Raw genomic sequence first — 15,409 nt, 5'->3', positions numbered from 1 at the left:
AGAAAGGAATCTAAATAAACCGGGCAGTCTGACGATACAGTGGCAATCACAGCTTTATAGGTAAGCAGTGCCACGTAGTTGATGCGGTCTGTTCCAGGGAGCGCCGCCCGAGGGGGTTGGCTCCATTCTTTACAGGACGACAACGCCATGATCAGCAAAGAAAGCCTCAACCACCACATATCGCAGCAGTTCAACACCGAACTCGAAGAGGTCCGTAGCCATCTGCTGGCGATGGGTGGGTTGGTCGAGAAGCAGGTCAGTGATGCCGTAAGTGCCCTGATCAACGCCGACTCCGGTCTGGCGCAGCAGGTGCGGGAAATCGATGATCAGATCGACATGATGGAGCGCAACATCGACGAAGAATGCCTGCGCATCCTGGCGCGTCGGCAGCCGGCAGCGTCGGACCTGCGTCTGATCATCAGCATTTCCAAGTCGGTGATCGACCTTGAGCGGATCGGCGATGAGTCCTCGAAAATTGCACGTCGTGCCATCGAGCTCTGTGAAGACGGTGAAGCCCCGCGTGGCTATGTGGAAGTGCGCCATATTGGTGAACAGGTACGCAAGATGGTTCAGGAGGCACTGGATGCGTTCGCGCGCTTCGATGCTGAACTGGCCCTCTCCGTCGCCCAGCACGACAAGATCGTCGACCGTGAATACAAGACGGCGATCCGCGAACTGGCGACCTACATGATGGAAGACCCGCGGGCAATTTCCCGCGTACTCAGCGTTATTTGGGCGCTGCGTTCGCTGGAGCGCATTGGTGATCACGCCCGCAACATTGCGGAGCTGGTGATCTACCTGGTCCGTGGAACGGATGTACGCCACCTGGGGCTGACCCGGATGGCAGAGGAAGTCAACAAACCGCGTGACTGATGCCATGGCCCCCGACAGGAAGGCGGCCATGTTCTCAGCTACGCTTTTGGGCTGCGAGTAAGCTTGCTTTCCCGACGTGGCGTTCAGCGATCCATGAAGCTGCGCTCGGGGCTTCATGGAGTAATCGATGGGTAAGGTATCTGTACTGATCGTGGATGACGCACCATTTATCCGCGACTTGATCAAAAAAGGGCTACGTAGCCAACTTCCGGGTATCGAAATGGAGGATGCAGCGGACGGACGCAAGGCTCAGGCAATGTTGAGCAAGCAGTCTTTCGATCTGATCCTGTGCGATTGGGAGATGCCGGAGATGTCCGGTCTTGAGCTGCTGACGTGGTGCAGAAGCGAACTGGCTCATCAGAAAACACCTTTCATTATGGTGACTAGCCGTGGCGACAAGGACAACGTCATGCAGGCCATTCAGGCGGGTGTTTCCGACTTTGTTGGCAAGCCGTTCACCAACGAACAACTGATCACCAAGGTCAAGAAGGCCCTGAGCCGTGTCGGCAAGCTGGAAGCACTCGTGGCTCGCGGTCCTCAGCGTGCAGCCTCGGCTTTTGCCAACGACTCGCTGAGCGCATTAACCGGTAGCCAGCCCGGGCAGGCTGCAACGCGTGCTTCTTCCGGGGGTGGAAAAGTCAATTTTGGGCAAGGGCAACTGCGCTTGGCCAATACCAGCATGGCTTGCGTAATCAAGGCCCTGAGCCTCAAGGAAGCCGTTCTGATCGTCAAGCGGGGCGATGTCCTCCCTCAGGTGCTGGATAACGCTGTGCTGGATCTGGAGCAAGGTGAGGAGGTGCAGGAAATTGCCCGCCTCAACGGTTACCTGCATTCCGTTGCAGCGCTGGAACCCAAGCCCTCCAGCGAGTGGCTACAATTATTCTTCCGCTTTGTAGACCATGATCCGGCCAAGCTGGATTACCTGTCCCGCCTGATCGCCCGCGGTACGGCGCAAAAGCATTACGTTCCCGGCGCGTAAGTTTCCATCATGCCGGTGCCGATCATCACATCCCGACGAGTGAAGCCTCGTCGGGAGCGTGTTCCACTGATAGGCTTGCGCCCCCTGAAAAGCGCCTGGTTCTGCACCTGCATGTTGAAACGTCTCTTTTTGCTATGTGGCTCGTTCACGCTGGCGGCAGCGACGTGGGCTTCGCCCATCTACAAATACACGGATGCCAACGGTGTGGTGACCTATACGGACAAGGTTACCAAGGGCGCCAAGGTACTTGTCTTTGAGGACGATACCAACGAGCGTATCGAGCGTCAGGTTCGGCTGAATACAAAAAAATTAGGCAACGAGACCGTTTTTGAGGCCCGTAACGACCTGCTGATGCCGGTTCAGGTCGAGCTTCGTCTGGATCAGCTCAAGAACGTGGCTGGTATCAACGAGTCGGCTTCGGTCCGCCGCGTTCTACCACCCAACAGCACCACCACCCTGATGCGCTTGAAAAAAGAGGTGCAGGGTGTGGCGATTCATTACAAGCCGACCTTCAACTATGCGATGGGCGACCCAGGGCAGGGCGCGCGGGATTATGCCTATCCGCTGCCATGGGTGGGCGGGCCGTTCCGGATCAGTCAGGGGGCAAACGGTGCATTTAGCCACAACACGCCCAGAGGACGTTACGCCATCGATATTGCGATGCCAGAGGGCACGCCTATCATTGCGTCGCGTCCAGGTACTGTGGTCAAGGTTGAAAACGATCAGCAACAGGGCCGTAGCGCCAACCCTTCGGGCAATTTCGTGCGTGTCCTGCACGATGACGGCACCATGAGTGTGTACCTGCACCTGATGCAGGGCTCGGTCAAGGTGCGGGAGGGACAGCGTGTGATGACCGGTACGCCGCTGGCGCTGTCCGGCAACACGGGTCACAGCACCGGTCCGCACCTGCATTTTGTGGTACAGCGCAACACGGGATTGGCGTTGGAGTCGATTCCATTCCGGTTTGCCCAGCCGGTCGACAGCCTGCCTAATTTTGCTGTGGGTGGGCCGTAACGCTTGATTGTTTTGCGGTTTACCTCTCAAATTTCTTTCTAGCGTCGTTCTGACTCGCCATACTTGTCTCATTAGAGAGCGGCGGGTTGTTGGGAACGCCCAGTAATTGCAAGCTTTCGGTTGTTTGCAGTGATGGAATGCTGCATAGAAAGCCTTGATTTCTTAACGTATGAACCGAGCATTCTCAGGTCTGGTCGAGGAATGACTGATGCGTCTGTATGGGGTAATGCTGTTCTGGATCGTGTTCTTCAGCGCGTCGCTGCAGGCTGAGACCTTGTTCGATCCATTGCCCCGGGCGGTGATCCTGAACGATGCGCAGGAGAAGGTCTCGCTGCACTCGGTGAGCTACCTGCAGGCTTCCGCTACCCTGACCTTCGAGCAGGCAGCGGCGCCAGGACTCGAGGACCGCTGGCAGTCACTGGGGGATGAGACGGTCAATCTGGGTCGGCAACAGATCGGTGCCTGGCTACGCTTCGAAGTGCACAACCCCACCGATCGAGCTCAGCAGCGCTACCTGGTGATTCAGCCACCCATTCTTAATCAGGTCGATGTGCGGGTTCGCTCCCAGTCCAGCGAGTCATGGGGGCCGGTCGAAACCGCTGGGGATGGCTTGCCCATGAGCATACGCTCCCTCAAGGAGCGGGCGTTTGTCTTTCATCTAACCCTTTCGGCAGGTGACAAGGCGTTCGTCTACCTGCGCCTGCGTTCCTATGAGCCGATGCTGGTTCCGATGTGGCTGATGACACCGGAGCATTACCAGGCGCAGGAGAAGACCTCGCTCGCCCTGCTGACGCTCTTCTTTGGCTTCATGCTGGCCCTGCTGGTTTATAACGGCAGCCGGTACTGGCGGCAGCGCGACCCCAATCACTTATGGTATTGCCTCTACCTGGTCAGCATCCTGGGCTATGAACTCAGTCTGACCGGCATCGGCCAGCGCTATCTGTGGCCGGAGTGGCCTGCGTTTTCCATCCGAACTTATGTAGGCTTTGGCTGCTTGAGCTTTCTTACGGCCATCGTGTTTGCCCGGCGCTTCCTCAATGTGGATCGCTACCGGGGATGGCGGCTGATCGTCCTGGGATTGATCGGTTATTGGGCCTTGGCAGCAGCATTGATTGCTATCGAGCCGATGCTGGTCCGCTTCCTGATGATCGAGCCGGCAGGTCTTGTGAGCTGCCTGCTGGGGATTGCCATGACCCTGTCGTTGTGGCGAAAGGGCAATCCGTCGGCCAAGTACCTGGCCATTGCCTGGTCCGTACTGGCGGTGAGCACGATACTGATGCTCATGGCCATCCTGGACTGGATCACGCTATCACCGTTTATTCTGGATGCGCAAATCATCGGCTTTGCCTTCGAGTTCATGCTGCTGTCCGTTGCGCTGGATATCCGCCATGACCATGAGGGCGCCGAGCGTTTGAGCATACAGAAGAAAGCCCTTTTGGCCAGCAATCAGCAGGTGCAGCGGCATAAGCAGGCTTTGCAGGCTCAGCAGCAGACACTGGAGCGGCAGCACAAGCGTAACGAGGAGCTGCAACAGCATATCGAGGCGCAGGTGGATGTGCTCGAGCGGGCCAATGAGGCATTACGAGCAGCCAATGACGAGGTCATTCGTCTGAGTACGATCGATACCCTGACCGGAGCCTTGAGCCGTCCATGCTTCGATCGCCACTTCACCGAAGAGGTCAACCGCGCCAAGCGCAATCAGGTGGTTGTGTCGCTGGTCGTGATCGACATCGACCATTTCAAGGAAATCAACGATGCCTTTGGCAGCCCGCTCGGCGATGAATGCCTGCGGGCGCTGGCCGGTCTGCTGAAGAACTACACTAAGCGCGCAGGCGACATGGCCGCGCGCTTCCGGGATGACACGTTCGTGCTTGTCCTGCCGGCCACTGGCGAGGCTGATGCAGTGGCGCTGGCCAATCGGATCTGCGCCGAAACAAGTATGCTGCGCCTGGAGTACGGCAGTGCAACCGTCAGCTTCAGCGTTAGCGCCGGCATCGCCAGTATCGTGCCGACCCTGGACGACAGTGACAAGAGTCTGATCAACACGGCGCTCAAGGCGTTGAGCCATGCTAAACAGGAAGGCCGCAACCGCGCCTACTTTGGCGAAGTCTAAGCGTGCATGAAAAGAAAAAGGCCGGCATCAATGCCGGCCTTTTTTTATAGGCATCGATCAATGATGCCGTGGGGCATCTTCTTCGCCGCCCAGCTTGATGACTTTGGCCAGAATGATCTTCGGACCTTTCATCTTCTTGATGATGATGCGCAGGCCTTCGGCTTCCAGAACCTCGTCCTCTTCAGGTACGCGCTTCAAGCTGTCATAGACGAGGCCGGCCATGGTGTCCGCTTCGACATGATCCAGGTCGATGTGCAACAGGCGCTCGATCTTAAACAGCGGGGTATCGCCACGTACGAGCAGCTTGCCGGGCTGATAGGCCAATACGCCACGCTCGGCTTTGCGGTGCTCGTCCTGAATATCGCCGACCAGCACTTCCAAGACGTCTTCCATGGTGAGGAAGCCTACAACCTTGTGGTCAGCCTCTTCGACCAGCACGAAATGCGCGCCGCCCTGGCGGAATTGCTCGAGCAGGCGGCTGAGCGGCATGTGCTTGGAGACACGCTCAAGCGGGTGGATCAACTCGTCCAACTCGAACGACTCGGCCTGGGAATCCAGTCCGGCGATTGCCAGCAACAGGTCCTTGATATGCAAGACACCGATGAATACGTTCTCTTCCTCGTTGTAAACCGGGTAGCGGCTGTACTTGTGACGACGGATGATGGTCAGGATCTCTTCCAGCGAGGCCGTGTGGTCCAGGTAGATGAGGTCCTCACGTGAGTTCGCCCAGTCCACTACTTCCAGCTCTTCCAGCTCGACCGCCGACGCCAGCACACGCATGCCTTGGTCAGTAGGATCCAGCGCGCGGCTGGAGTGCAGGATCAGCTTGAGCTCATCACGGCTGTAATGGTGCTCGTGATCGCCATTGGACGAGCCCTGGCCGGCGATACGCAGAATGGCGTTTGCGCTGGCGTTGAGCAGCCAGATGGCGGGATACATCAGCCAGTAGAACAGGTATAGCGGGACGGCTGTCCACAGCGATAGCAGATCCGGCTTGCGGATAGCCCAGGACTTGGGCGCCAGCTCGCCGACCACGATGTGTAGATAAGAGATGATAAAGAAGGCTGTAAAGAACGCGATGCCATGTACAAGCTCAGGCGTATCTACTCCAGCCATGCGGAGCAGAGGCTCCAGCAGCTCGGCAAAGGCAGGCTCGCCCACCCAGCCCAGACCCAGGGAGGCCAGGGTAATACCCAACTGGCAGGCGGACAGATAGGCATCGAGCTGGCTATGCACGGTACGCAGGATACGGCCGCGCCAGCCATGGCTTTCAGCCAGACCTTCTACACGTGTGGCGCGCAGCTTGACCATGGCGAACTCGGCGGCTACGAAAAAGCCGTTGAGCAGCACCAGCAGCAGCGCAAAAAGAACAAGACCGAAGTCAGCGAAAAGTACTGAGGTATCGAAACTAGGGGAAGGGTCCATTAGGGGTTCAAAGTGATAAAAGTTGGCCCTAGCATGGGGGTCTGACGAGCGACTTTCAAGTCTCGCTCATCAGTGTTGGTGTACGGCTATTGCAGAGGCCGTCATGGAGGCCGTCTGGGAGGGTTCGAAAACACAGGTGAAAACACTGCCCTTGCCGGGAGTGCTCTCGATTTCAAGGTGTCCATGATGGCGAATCAGGACATGTTTCACGATGGCCAGCCCCAGGCCGGTACCGCCGGTGCTGGAGGCTCTGCTGGCATCCACCCGATAAAAGCGCTCTGTCAGGCGGGGTAGGTGACGCGCTTCGATGCCCGGCCCGCTATCGGAAACCGACATCTGGGCACCATGGGCGTCCTGCCACCAGCGAATCCTGATCTGACCACCGTCCGGCGTGTACTTCACAGCGTTGAAAACGAGATTCGAAAAGGCACTGCGCAGCTCGGCTTCGCTGCCTTTCAGGGCCAGACTCGCGTCGGCATCCAGGGTGATCTTGTGGCCGCGCTGGCCTGAGAGCGCACGTGCATCCTGCTGGATGATTTGCAGAAGTGGCGTTACGGCGACGGGTTTGTTTTCGGCAGGGTAGTCGGTCGCTTCCAGTTTGGCCAATAGCAGCAGGTCATCAATCAGGTGCTGCATGCGGCTGGCCTGTTGCTGCATCTGGCCAAGGGCCCGCAGCCAGCGCGGATTAGTATCTTCGGCGGCGTTATCGACCAAGGTCTCCAGATAGCCGGCGATCACGGTCAAAGGCGTACGCAGCTCGTGGGAGACGTTCGCAACGAAATCCTTGCGCATCTGTTCCAGTTGATGAAGGCGGCTCACGTCCCGGACGAGCAGGAGACGATCACCTTCACCGAAGCGCGTAATCAGGATGTGAAGGTGCTGATTAGCATTCACGGGCGAGGCCAGTTCCAGCGGCTCCTGATAGTCACCCTTGTTGAAGTATTCATAAAATTTGGGATGGCGGACCAGGTTGGCGATGGGCTGACCATAATCCTGCGGCTGACGCAGCCCCAGGAGCTGTTCGGCGGCACGGTTCCACCATTCCAGGTTGCCGTTGCGGTCGATGAGGATAATGGCATCTCGCAGCGCCGCAGTAGAGGCCTGGGCACGTTCGATCACGGCTTCCAGGGCGTGGCGCTTTTCACGTTCGCGGCGCTGGGCATAATAGAGACTGTCAAAGATCTCGCCCCAGAAGCCATTGGCCTCCGGGGGTTCCACCCCTTCTTCGGCCGTGGCCAGCCACTTCTGAAGACGGACGATGTGGTAAGACATCCATATCAGATAGATGAACAGGCCGACAGCCAGCATGGCGCCATAAGCGTCTGTCAGCCAGCCCAGGGGAAGGCAAATAGCCAGGAGCAGACAGATATGGCGGGCCAGCAGTGAACGCCAATCCATGTTCAAGGCAGCACATCCCGTTTTTAAAGTTTGGTCGAGAAACGATAGCCCGTTCCCCGTACGGTCTGCACAAGATTTTCGTAGGTTTCACCCAAGGCCTTACGCAGACGGCGAATGTGCACGTCTACCGTACGCTCCTCGACATAGACGTTGCCGCCCCATACTTGATCCAGCAGCTGACCGCGGGTGTAGGCACGTTCCTGGTGCGTCATGAAGAACTGCAGCAGACGGTATTCGGTCGGTCCCATTTCAGCCGGTGAGCCATCAATGGTCACGCGGTGGCTGATGGGATCGAGAATCAGGCCATTCACTTCAATCGGCGTTTCGCTGTCGTATGTGCCTGTACGGCGCAGTACCGCTTTCAACCGGGCGACCAGCTCGCGAGGCGAGAAGGGCTTGGTGATGTAGTCATCGGCTCCTACTTCCAGACCCTGGACCTTGTTGTCCTCGTCGTCCTTGGCGGTGAGCATGATGATCGGGATCGCATCCGTCAGCTCGTCACGCTTCAGGCGGCGCGCCAGCTCAAGGCCGGACGTACCCGGCAGCATCCAGTCGAGCAGGACCAGATCGGGCTTGCGGTCGACGATTAGGGCATGAGCCTGCTGCGCATTATCTGCTTCCAGGCATTCATAACCCGCCATTTCGAGCGCAACCGCGATCATCTCGCGAATGGGCGCCTCGTCATCGACGATAAGAATCGACTTGCCCGCCATGGTTCTCCTCACTGTTCTGCACGATGCTCGCGCATTAGATAACCAAATTGTTGCAGTCATGTGACAAGTCGTCGAACACTTCTTTATCCCATAATATGGGATTAGTATTCACATATTGAGATTGCAGTTTTAAAGGAATAGAGTGAGCGCCATGTCTGATCAAAACAACAACGCGCCTGCTGGCGCTCAGGCACTGTTTCGAGGCCTGGCCGTTATCGATGCCATCGCTCAGGGCGCCCGTACGCTGGCTGCCATCGGCGAGGTGATCGGCTGTACGCGCAGCACCACCCATCGGTTGGTCAATGCACTGGTACAGGCTGGCTATCTGCGTAGCGTTGCCGGTCAGTATCAATTGGGAGCCAAGCTTATCGAACTGGGCTTCAAGGCCCGTGACCAGCTGCCGCTGACCAACCTGGCGCGGCCCCACCTGCAGCGGCTCGCGGCGTTGACCCAGGACACCGTTCATCTGGGCGTGCGGGAGGGCGGCGACGTGCTCTACCTGGACAAGCTTCCCGGAGCTCGCGGCCTTGAAATGCGCTCGCGCGTCGGGCTGCGCATGCCGTTGGCCCTGACCGGGGTAGGCAAGGCCCTCATGCTTGATCTGCCCGAATCCGAATGGCACCTGCTCTACGAGGAAGGCCTCAGGCGGCGCGCCGGGCAACCGGGCCTGCGCGAGGACTTTACGCCCTGGCCGGACTATCTGGCCCAGCAGCAGGCCTATGCCGCAGGTGGCTACACTTTTGATCTGGAAGAAAACGAGTTGGGTATTCGCTGCGTGGCCGCGCCTATCCGCGATGCCAGCGGCGCCATCGTGGCGGCCTTGAGTGTCGCCAGCGCGATTCCCTATATGCCTGAAGCACGCCTGCGGGATCTTTGCCCGGATGTCATCGCTTGCGCACGGGCCATTTCCTTTGACCTTGGATGGACAACCTCGGGTGGAGTCAGTCATGAATGAAACGGCAACGCCACGTCTGATCGGCCTCGATTGGGGCACCTCATCACTACGCGCGTATCTGCTGGGAGATAACGGCCAGATAGTGGATACCCGCTCGCAGCCTTGGGGCATTCTGCATACGCCTGAAGGTGATTTCGCCAAGGCCTTTCGTGAGCTGGTCGGTGATTGGCGCGCACAATGGCCATCCGTACCCGCCATTGCCGCCGGCATGATCGGCAGCCGGCAGGGCTGGCGTGAGGTTCCTTATGTGGACTGCCCGGCCGATGTGGATAGCTTGGCAAAAGGCCTGCTGACGTTCGACAGCGGTTGCGGTGAGCTGAGCCTGATCCCTGGCGTGATGCAGCGCGGCGCATTGCCAAACGTATTGAGAGGCGAGGAGACCCAGATCTTTGGCGCGCTCGAACTGGAGCCCGCCCTGGCAGATCATGCCTTGCTGGTGCTGCCCGGCACGCACAGCAAGTGGGCAACGATCCGCAGTAGCCGGCTCGATCATTTTTCCACCTATATGACCGGCGAGCTGTTTGCCGTCCTGCGTGAGCATTCGATTCTGGGTCGTCCTGCGCGGGAAGAGGGCAGCGAGCCGTCCAACGACGCCTTTATGCGTGGCCTCACCAATGCCCGTGAGAGCGGGGCGGAAGGCGTTATTGGCCGTCTGTTCACCACCCGCAGCCTATTCCTGGCCGGTGATCTGCCCGCGCGCCACAGCCTGGACTACCTCTCGGGCTTGCTGATCGGTGAAGAGCTGCGCAGTGTTGTGGCCAGCCTGAAGGGCGCCGTCTGCCCACCGCTGGTATTGATTGGCGATCCGGCGCTGTGTCGCCGCTATCAGGACGCCCTGGCCTTTTTCGAAATTACCGATGTACGTCTGCTTGAGCAGGCCACCCGTACCGGCTTATGGCGCATCGCCTGTGCAGCCGGTCTGGTGACTGCCGCCACCCCTTCTCAGGAGGATACCCGCCATGTTTGACGCCTGCATGAAACAACTGCCCCTGATTGCCATTCTGCGCGGCATTACGCCTGCGGAGATCGTGCCGGTCGGCAAGGCCCTGTACGAGGCCGGTTTTCGTCTGATCGAGATTCCATTGAACTCGCCTGAGCCTCTGGAAAGCATCCGTCTGCTGTCTGCCGAGTTGGGCAACGACTGCCTGATCGGTGCCGGAACCGTACTGACCGAGCGCCAGGTGGCGGACGTAGCCTTTGCCGGTGGCAAACTGATTGTGTCGCCCAATGCCAACCTGGCGGTGATCCGCGCGACCAAGGCGGCCGGGCTGATCAGTGCACCGGGCGTGGCAACGCCATCCGAAGGCTTTGCTGCACTGGAGGCGGGAGCCGACTCGCTCAAGCTGTTCCCGGCTGAGCAGCTGGGTCCGGCGGTGGTCAAGGCATGGCGTGCGGTCTTCCCGAAGGAAACGGCTCTGCTGCCGGTCGGTGGGATTACGCCCGACAACATGGACGTATACGTCAAGGCGGGCGCCAATGGCTTTGGCCTGGGGTCGGCCATTTACAAGCCGGGCATGACTCCTGACGACGTCAGCCGCAGCGCGCACGCGTTTGCCAATGGCTGGAAAGCGCTGACTGGCCAGTAACCATCGGATTTGACCTGGGTCGGTCCGCCGGCCCTGAACGCATCGAGGCATAACAATGAAAATCACCAAACTGACTACCTATATCGTTCCTCCGCGCTGGTGCTTTCTGAAGATTGAAACCGATGAAGGCATCACCGGCTGGGGCGAGCCAGTCCTTGAAGGCCGCGCCCATAGTGTGGCGGCGGCTGTGGAAGAGCTGGCCGACTACCTGATCGGCAAGGACCCGCGCAATATCGAGGATCACTGGACCGTACTCTATCGCGGTGGTTTCTACCGGGGCGGCGGTATCCATATGAGCGCCCTGGCTGGCATCGATCAGGCCCTCTGGGACATCAAAGGCAAGGCCTTGGGTGTACCAGTGCATGATCTGCTGGGCGGCCAGGTTCGCGAAAGCATCCGCGTCTACTCCTGGATCGGCGGCGACCGTCCAGCCGAGACAGCGGCCCATGCCCTGGAGCGCAAGGAAAAGGGCTTTACTGCTATCAAGATGAATGCCTCGGAAGAGATGCAGTTCGTCGATACCTTCGACAAGGTTGATCAGGTCATTGCCAACGTGGCGGCCATCCGTGACGCCTGCGGTCCGCATTTTGGCATCGGTGTAGACTTCCACGGTCGTGTTCACAAGCCGATGGCCAAGGTCCTCATCAAGGAGCTTGAGCCCTACCGTCTGATGTTTATCGAGGAGCCGGTGCTCAGCGAGAACTATGAGGCGCTCAAGGAAATCGCTCTGATGAGCAATACGCCCATTGCGCTGGGTGAGCGGTTGTATTCCCGTTGGGACTTCAAACGCATCCTGCAGGACGGCTATGTGGATATCCTTCAGCCTGACCCGTCCCATGCCGGTGGCATCACCGAAACGCGGAAGATCGCCAACATGGCCGAGGCCTACGATGTCGCCATCGCGCTGCATTGCCCGCTCGGCCCGATCGCCCTGGCGGTCAACCTGCAACTGGACGCCAACTGCTACAACGCGTTCATCCAGGAGCAGAGCCTGGGCATTCACTATAACCAGGGCAATGACCTGCTCGACTACATCAAGAACCCGGAAGTCTTCGACTATGGCGATGGCCACGTGAAGATCCCGCAAGGCCCGGGGCTGGGTATCGAAGTCAATGAAGAGTACGTGATCGAGCGTGCCGCCATCGGCCACCGCTGGCGTAATCCGATCTGGCGCCACAAGGACGGCAGCTTCGCCGAGTGGTAAGCCCTGGCCTTCAGGTCGTGAAGACGAGCCGGACGCAAGAAATGCGTCTGGCTCGGCATTTTTCACATCTTGTAACGAACCTGAGCAGAGCCTGACGAGTCACTGGAAAGCCAGGTTGATAGCAAATTCACATGCCTGCATTTGCTGAGGGACCGGCATTACAAAAACAACGCCCAAAAGGCAGGAGTCCAGTTTATGACGAGTAGTACTCATACCGCCGAGAAGACCAAGGGAACCGCGGTGTTCACCTGTATTCTGGCGGCTTTGGCCGGGCTGATGTTTGGCCTGGACATTGGCGTGATTTCAGGCGCCACGCAATTCATTCAGCAAGAATTTCAAGTTTCCGACCGCGTGATCGAGTGGATCGTCAGCAGCATGATGCTTGGCGCTGCCCTGGGTGCACTCGGTGCCGGCTGGATGTCCGCTGCCCTGGGTCGCAAGCGTTCGCTGATCCTGGGTGCCATTCTGTTCGTGTTGGGATCGGTACTGTGCGGTTTCGCCTGGTCGCCGAACTCACTGATCGCCGGCCGCTTCATTCTGGGCTTGGCTATCGGCATCGCCTCCTTTACTGCTCCGCTGTACCTGGCTGAAGTGGCGCCTGAGCAGATCCGCGGCTCAATGATCTCGTTGTATCAGCTGATGATCACGGTCGGTATCCTGGCTGCGTTCCTGTCGGATACTGCCTTCAGCTACAGCGGTGCCTGGCGCTGGATGCTGGGTATCATCGCTATCCCCGGTGTGCTGTTCCTGCTGGGTGTTCTGGCACTGCCCGATAGCCCGCGCTGGCTGATCATGAAGGGTCGCAAGAAAGAGGCGCTGGATGTGCTGCACAAGCTGCGCGGCAATGAAGAGGTGATCCAGCAGGAAGTGCGTGATATCGAAGAGCAGCTGCGCATCCCGCAGCGTGGCTGGCAGCTGTTCAAGGAAAACGCCAACTTCCGCCGCTCCGTTGGTTTGGGCGTACTCCTGCAGATCGTCCAGCAGTTCACCGGCATGAACGTAGTGATGTACTACGCACCGCGTATTTTCGAAGGCATGGGTTACGACACGCATGCGCAGATGTGGTTTACCGCTGCGGTGGGCCTGACCAACGTACTGGCAACTTTCATTGCTATCTTCCTGGTGGACCGTTGGGGCCGCAAGCCGATTCTTTATACCGGTTTCATCGTCATGGCGGTCGGTATGGGCATCGTGGGCACCATGATGAACATGGGTACGCTGAGTCACGGCCAGCAGATCTTCACCGTTGCCATGCTACTGATCTTTATCGTGGGTTTTGCCATGTCGGCCGGTCCGCTGATCTGGACACTGTGCTCCGAAGTACAGCCACTCAAGGGCCGCGATTTCGGTATCGGCTGCTCCACGTTCACCAACTGGATCGCCAACATGATCGTCGGCGCTACCTTCCTGACACTGCTTAACGTCATCGGCAACGCCGCAACTTTCTGGCTGTATGGCGCACTGAATGCCTTCTTCATCCTGTTGGTGTTCTGGCTGGTTCCGGAAACCAAGGGTGCAACGCTGGAGCAGATCGAACGTAACCTCATGAGCGGTAAACCACTGCGCGATATCGGGCAGTAACGTTTGCAGGAGACCACCGGCGGCTGTCGCCGGTGAGTCATCCCCGTTGTGTATAACAAGTCCAAGACAGGTGTAACGGTGATGCAACATTCTTCAACCCGCACGGCGTACAGCCAGACCCAGGCCCAGGTGCAAGCCCAGCCTGCGTCACGCTCGCGCTACTTCATCATGGTCTTGCTGTTCGTCACGGTAGTGATCAACTACCTGGACCGCAGTAATCTTTCCATCGCCGCCCCCCACCTGGCTCAGGACTTGAACATCGATCCCGTGCACATGGGGCTGATCTTGTCGGCGTTCGGCTGGACCTATGCCGCCATGCAGATCCCGGGCGGCTGGCTGGTGGACAAGGTGTCTCCGCGAGTGCTGTACCCGATTGCCATTGCGCTCTGGTCCCTGGCAACCATCGGCCTAGGCTTTGTCGGCAGTTTTATCGGCCTGGTAATCCTGCGTCTTGCAGTCGGTGCGCTGGAAGCGCCGGCGTATCCCATCAACAACCGGGTGGTAACGACGTGGTTCCCGGAAGGGGAGCGCGCCACCGCCATCGGGTTTTATACGTCCGGACAGTTCGTCGGGCTGGCGTTCCTGACCCCAGTACTCATCTACCTGCAACAGACGTTCGGCTGGCACATGGTCTTTGTGGTAACAGGCGGGATCGGTATCGTCTGGGCGGCGATCTGGTATCTGATCTACCGTGAGCCAAAAGACTTCAAAGGTGCCAATGATGCCGAAGTGGCGCTGATCGAGCAGGGCGGCGGCCTTGTAGATCTGGAGAAAAAGAATCAGTCCCGCGCTGCGTTTCGCTGGGCGGATCTGTGGGCCGTGCTCAACAAGCGCAAGCTGTGGGGCATCTACATTGGTCAGTTCTGCCTGAACTCTACGCTGTGGTTCTTCCTGACCTGGTTCCCGACCTACCTCGTTAAATACCGGGGCATGGATTTTATCAAGGCGGGCTTTCTGGCTTCGGTGCCGTTCCTGGCGGCGTTTCTGGGCGTTATTTGCTCGGGTCTGCTATCCGACTGGCTGGTGCGCCGTGGTGTTTCGCTGGGCATGGCACGCAAGCTGCCCATCATCAGCGGCCTCTTGATTTCCACCTGCATCATCGGCGCGAACTTTGTTGATACGCCGGCGCTGATCATTGCCTGTATGGCAATCGCCTTCTTTGGTAACGGTCTGGCCTCGATCACTTGGTCAATGGTGTCGGCCCTGGCACCTGCACGCCTGTTAGGGTTGACGGGAGGCATGTTCAACTTCATCGGCAACCTGGCATCCATCAGTGTGCCGATCGTGGTTGGCCTGCTGGTGGATGGCAACAACTTTGCCCCGGCTATCACCTATATCGGCATCACGGCATTGGTCGGCGCGCTGAGTTACGGGCTCGTCGTCGGCAAGGTCGAGCGCCTCGAAGAGTAATAACCCTCAAGTCAGGGTGCCGGGCAGGCACCTTGACCTACCTCTCGTTTCCTGTCTCCAACCCCGTAAATCCGAAATCCGACACATGCAAATGTGCAGGGTTGTTCTACACTTTTCTCACGCTGCTAAATCGTTTCAGCCAAAGGGCAGCGAGGTAT

At 58.6% G+C, this 15,409-nt stretch carries 14 protein-coding genes; 10 read left to right on the top strand and 4 right to left on the bottom strand.

What is annotated here, in order from left to right; translation table 11 throughout:
• The first annotated feature begins 147 nt into the window (after nt 1–147).
• A complete protein-coding gene (gene phoU, locus GM154_RS05345) occupies nt 148–873 on the top strand; it encodes a phosphate signaling complex protein PhoU (RefSeq protein WP_010796260.1) in 726 nt (241 codons plus the stop codon).
• A 127-nt stretch (nt 874–1,000) separates the two neighbouring features.
• Nucleotides 1,001–1,852, top strand: a complete 852-nt coding sequence (locus GM154_RS05340; protein ID WP_219651250.1) for a response regulator — start codon at nt 1,001–1,003, stop codon at nt 1,850–1,852.
• Here GM154_RS05340 and GM154_RS25580 read toward each other — a convergent pair.
• Entirely contained in the window at nt 1,834–1,965 is a 132-nt protein-coding gene (locus GM154_RS25580; RefSeq protein WP_258019730.1) for a hypothetical protein, read from the bottom strand. The two genes, GM154_RS05340 and GM154_RS25580, sit on opposite strands and share 19 nt — an antisense overlap.
• On the opposite strand from GM154_RS25580, the gene GM154_RS05335 reads away from it, so the two are divergent.
• Nucleotides 1,964–2,866: a M23 family metallopeptidase gene (locus GM154_RS05335; RefSeq protein ID WP_219651248.1), complete on the top strand. Its 903-nt coding sequence runs from the start codon at nt 1,964–1,966 to the stop codon at nt 2,864–2,866. The genes GM154_RS25580 and GM154_RS05335 overlap by 2 nt on opposite strands.
• A gap of 208 nt (nt 2,867–3,074) precedes the next feature.
• Nucleotides 3,075–4,979 carry a diguanylate cyclase gene (locus GM154_RS05330; protein WP_219651246.1) on the top strand — a complete coding sequence of 635 codons (1,905 nt, stop codon included), beginning with the start codon at nt 3,075–3,077 and terminating at the stop codon, nt 4,977–4,979.
• A gap of 57 nt (nt 4,980–5,036) precedes the next feature.
• Here the strand turns inward: GM154_RS05330 and GM154_RS05325 are convergent, their stop codons facing one another.
• The 3 genes from GM154_RS05325 to phoB form a co-directional block, all read right to left on the bottom strand.
• Nucleotides 5,037–6,404, bottom strand: a complete 1,368-nt coding sequence (locus GM154_RS05325) for a hemolysin family protein (RefSeq protein WP_122041271.1) — start codon at nt 6,402–6,404, stop codon at nt 5,037–5,039.
• Nucleotides 6,405–6,473: 69 nt separating this feature from the next.
• On the bottom strand, nt 6,474–7,808 hold the full coding sequence (gene phoR / locus GM154_RS05320; protein ID WP_219651245.1) for a phosphate regulon sensor histidine kinase PhoR: 1,335 nt from the start codon (nt 7,806–7,808) through the stop codon (nt 6,474–6,476).
• A 17-nt stretch (nt 7,809–7,825) separates the two neighbouring features.
• Entirely contained in the window at nt 7,826–8,515 is a 690-nt protein-coding gene (phoB, locus tag GM154_RS05315; protein ID WP_010796254.1) for a phosphate regulon transcriptional regulator PhoB, read from the bottom strand.
• A 151-nt stretch (nt 8,516–8,666) separates the two neighbouring features.
• On the opposite strand from phoB, the gene GM154_RS05310 reads away from it, so the two are divergent.
• The 6 genes from GM154_RS05310 to GM154_RS05285 all read left to right on the top strand — a co-directional run bounded on the left by GM154_RS05310 (nt 8,667) and on the right by GM154_RS05285 (nt 15,251).
• On the top strand, nt 8,667–9,470 hold the full coding sequence (locus GM154_RS05310) for an IclR family transcriptional regulator (protein WP_010796253.1): 804 nt from the start codon (nt 8,667–8,669) through the stop codon (nt 9,468–9,470).
• A complete protein-coding gene (locus GM154_RS05305; RefSeq protein ID WP_219651243.1) occupies nt 9,463–10,437 on the top strand; it encodes a 2-dehydro-3-deoxygalactonokinase in 975 nt (324 codons plus the stop codon). The genes GM154_RS05310 and GM154_RS05305 overlap by 8 nt, the downstream gene beginning before the upstream one ends.
• Nucleotides 10,430–11,056, top strand: coding sequence for a 2-dehydro-3-deoxy-6-phosphogalactonate aldolase (locus GM154_RS05300; protein ID WP_010796251.1), 627 nt, complete (start codon nt 10,430–10,432; stop codon nt 11,054–11,056). The genes GM154_RS05305 and GM154_RS05300 overlap by 8 nt, the downstream gene beginning before the upstream one ends.
• 55 nt (nt 11,057–11,111) lie before the next feature.
• Nucleotides 11,112–12,260 (top strand): galactonate dehydratase, encoded by a 1,149-nt coding sequence (dgoD, locus tag GM154_RS05295; RefSeq protein WP_010796250.1) that lies wholly within the window; start codon nt 11,112–11,114, stop codon nt 12,258–12,260.
• Nucleotides 12,261–12,455: 195 nt separating this feature from the next.
• On the top strand, nt 12,456–13,841 hold the full coding sequence (locus tag GM154_RS05290; protein WP_122041277.1) for a sugar porter family MFS transporter: 1,386 nt from the start codon (nt 12,456–12,458) through the stop codon (nt 13,839–13,841).
• An 81-nt stretch (nt 13,842–13,922) separates the two neighbouring features.
• The gene (locus tag GM154_RS05285) at nt 13,923–15,251 is read left to right on the top strand and encodes an MFS transporter (protein ID WP_074820820.1); all 1,329 of its coding nucleotides are present in this window, start codon (nt 13,923–13,925) and stop codon (nt 15,249–15,251) included.
• Nucleotides 15,252–15,409: the final 158 nt, after the last annotated feature.

This window comes from Pseudomonas sp. MAG002Y (genome assembly GCF_019400845.1).
Lineage (GTDB): Bacteria > Pseudomonadota > Gammaproteobacteria > Pseudomonadales > Pseudomonadaceae > Chryseomonas > Chryseomonas luteola.
The sequence above is the reverse complement of the archived record's forward strand: the minus strand, read 5'-3'. Positions and strand labels throughout refer to the sequence as shown.

Bases quoted from the DNA above. Each gene is read 5' to 3' on its own strand.
- GM154_RS05305 (WP_219651243.1), top strand. From the start codon at position 9,463: ATGAATGAAACGGCAACGCCACGTCTGATCGGCCTCGATTGGGGCACC.
- phoU (WP_010796260.1), top strand. From the start codon at position 148: ATGATCAGCAAAGAAAGCCTCAACCACCACATATCGCAGCAGTTCAAC.
- GM154_RS05325 (WP_122041271.1), bottom strand. From the start codon at position 6,404: ATGGACCCTTCCCCTAGTTTCGATACCTCAGTACTTTTCGCTGACTTC.
- GM154_RS05330 (WP_219651246.1), top strand. From the start codon at position 3,075: ATGCGTCTGTATGGGGTAATGCTGTTCTGGATCGTGTTCTTCAGCGCG.
- phoB (WP_010796254.1), bottom strand. From the start codon at position 8,515: ATGGCGGGCAAGTCGATTCTTATCGTCGATGACGAGGCGCCCATTCGC.
- GM154_RS05310 (WP_010796253.1), top strand. From the start codon at position 8,667: ATGTCTGATCAAAACAACAACGCGCCTGCTGGCGCTCAGGCACTGTTT.
- dgoD (WP_010796250.1), top strand. From the start codon at position 11,112: ATGAAAATCACCAAACTGACTACCTATATCGTTCCTCCGCGCTGGTGC.
- GM154_RS25580 (WP_258019730.1), bottom strand. From the start codon at position 1,965: ATGCAGGTGCAGAACCAGGCGCTTTTCAGGGGGCGCAAGCCTATCAGT.
- GM154_RS05300 (WP_010796251.1), top strand. From the start codon at position 10,430: ATGTTTGACGCCTGCATGAAACAACTGCCCCTGATTGCCATTCTGCGC.
- GM154_RS05335 (WP_219651248.1), top strand. From the start codon at position 1,964: ATGTTGAAACGTCTCTTTTTGCTATGTGGCTCGTTCACGCTGGCGGCA.
- GM154_RS05285 (WP_074820820.1), top strand. From the start codon at position 13,923: ATGCAACATTCTTCAACCCGCACGGCGTACAGCCAGACCCAGGCCCAG.
- GM154_RS05340 (WP_219651250.1), top strand. From the start codon at position 1,001: ATGGGTAAGGTATCTGTACTGATCGTGGATGACGCACCATTTATCCGC.
- GM154_RS05290 (WP_122041277.1), top strand. From the start codon at position 12,456: ATGACGAGTAGTACTCATACCGCCGAGAAGACCAAGGGAACCGCGGTG.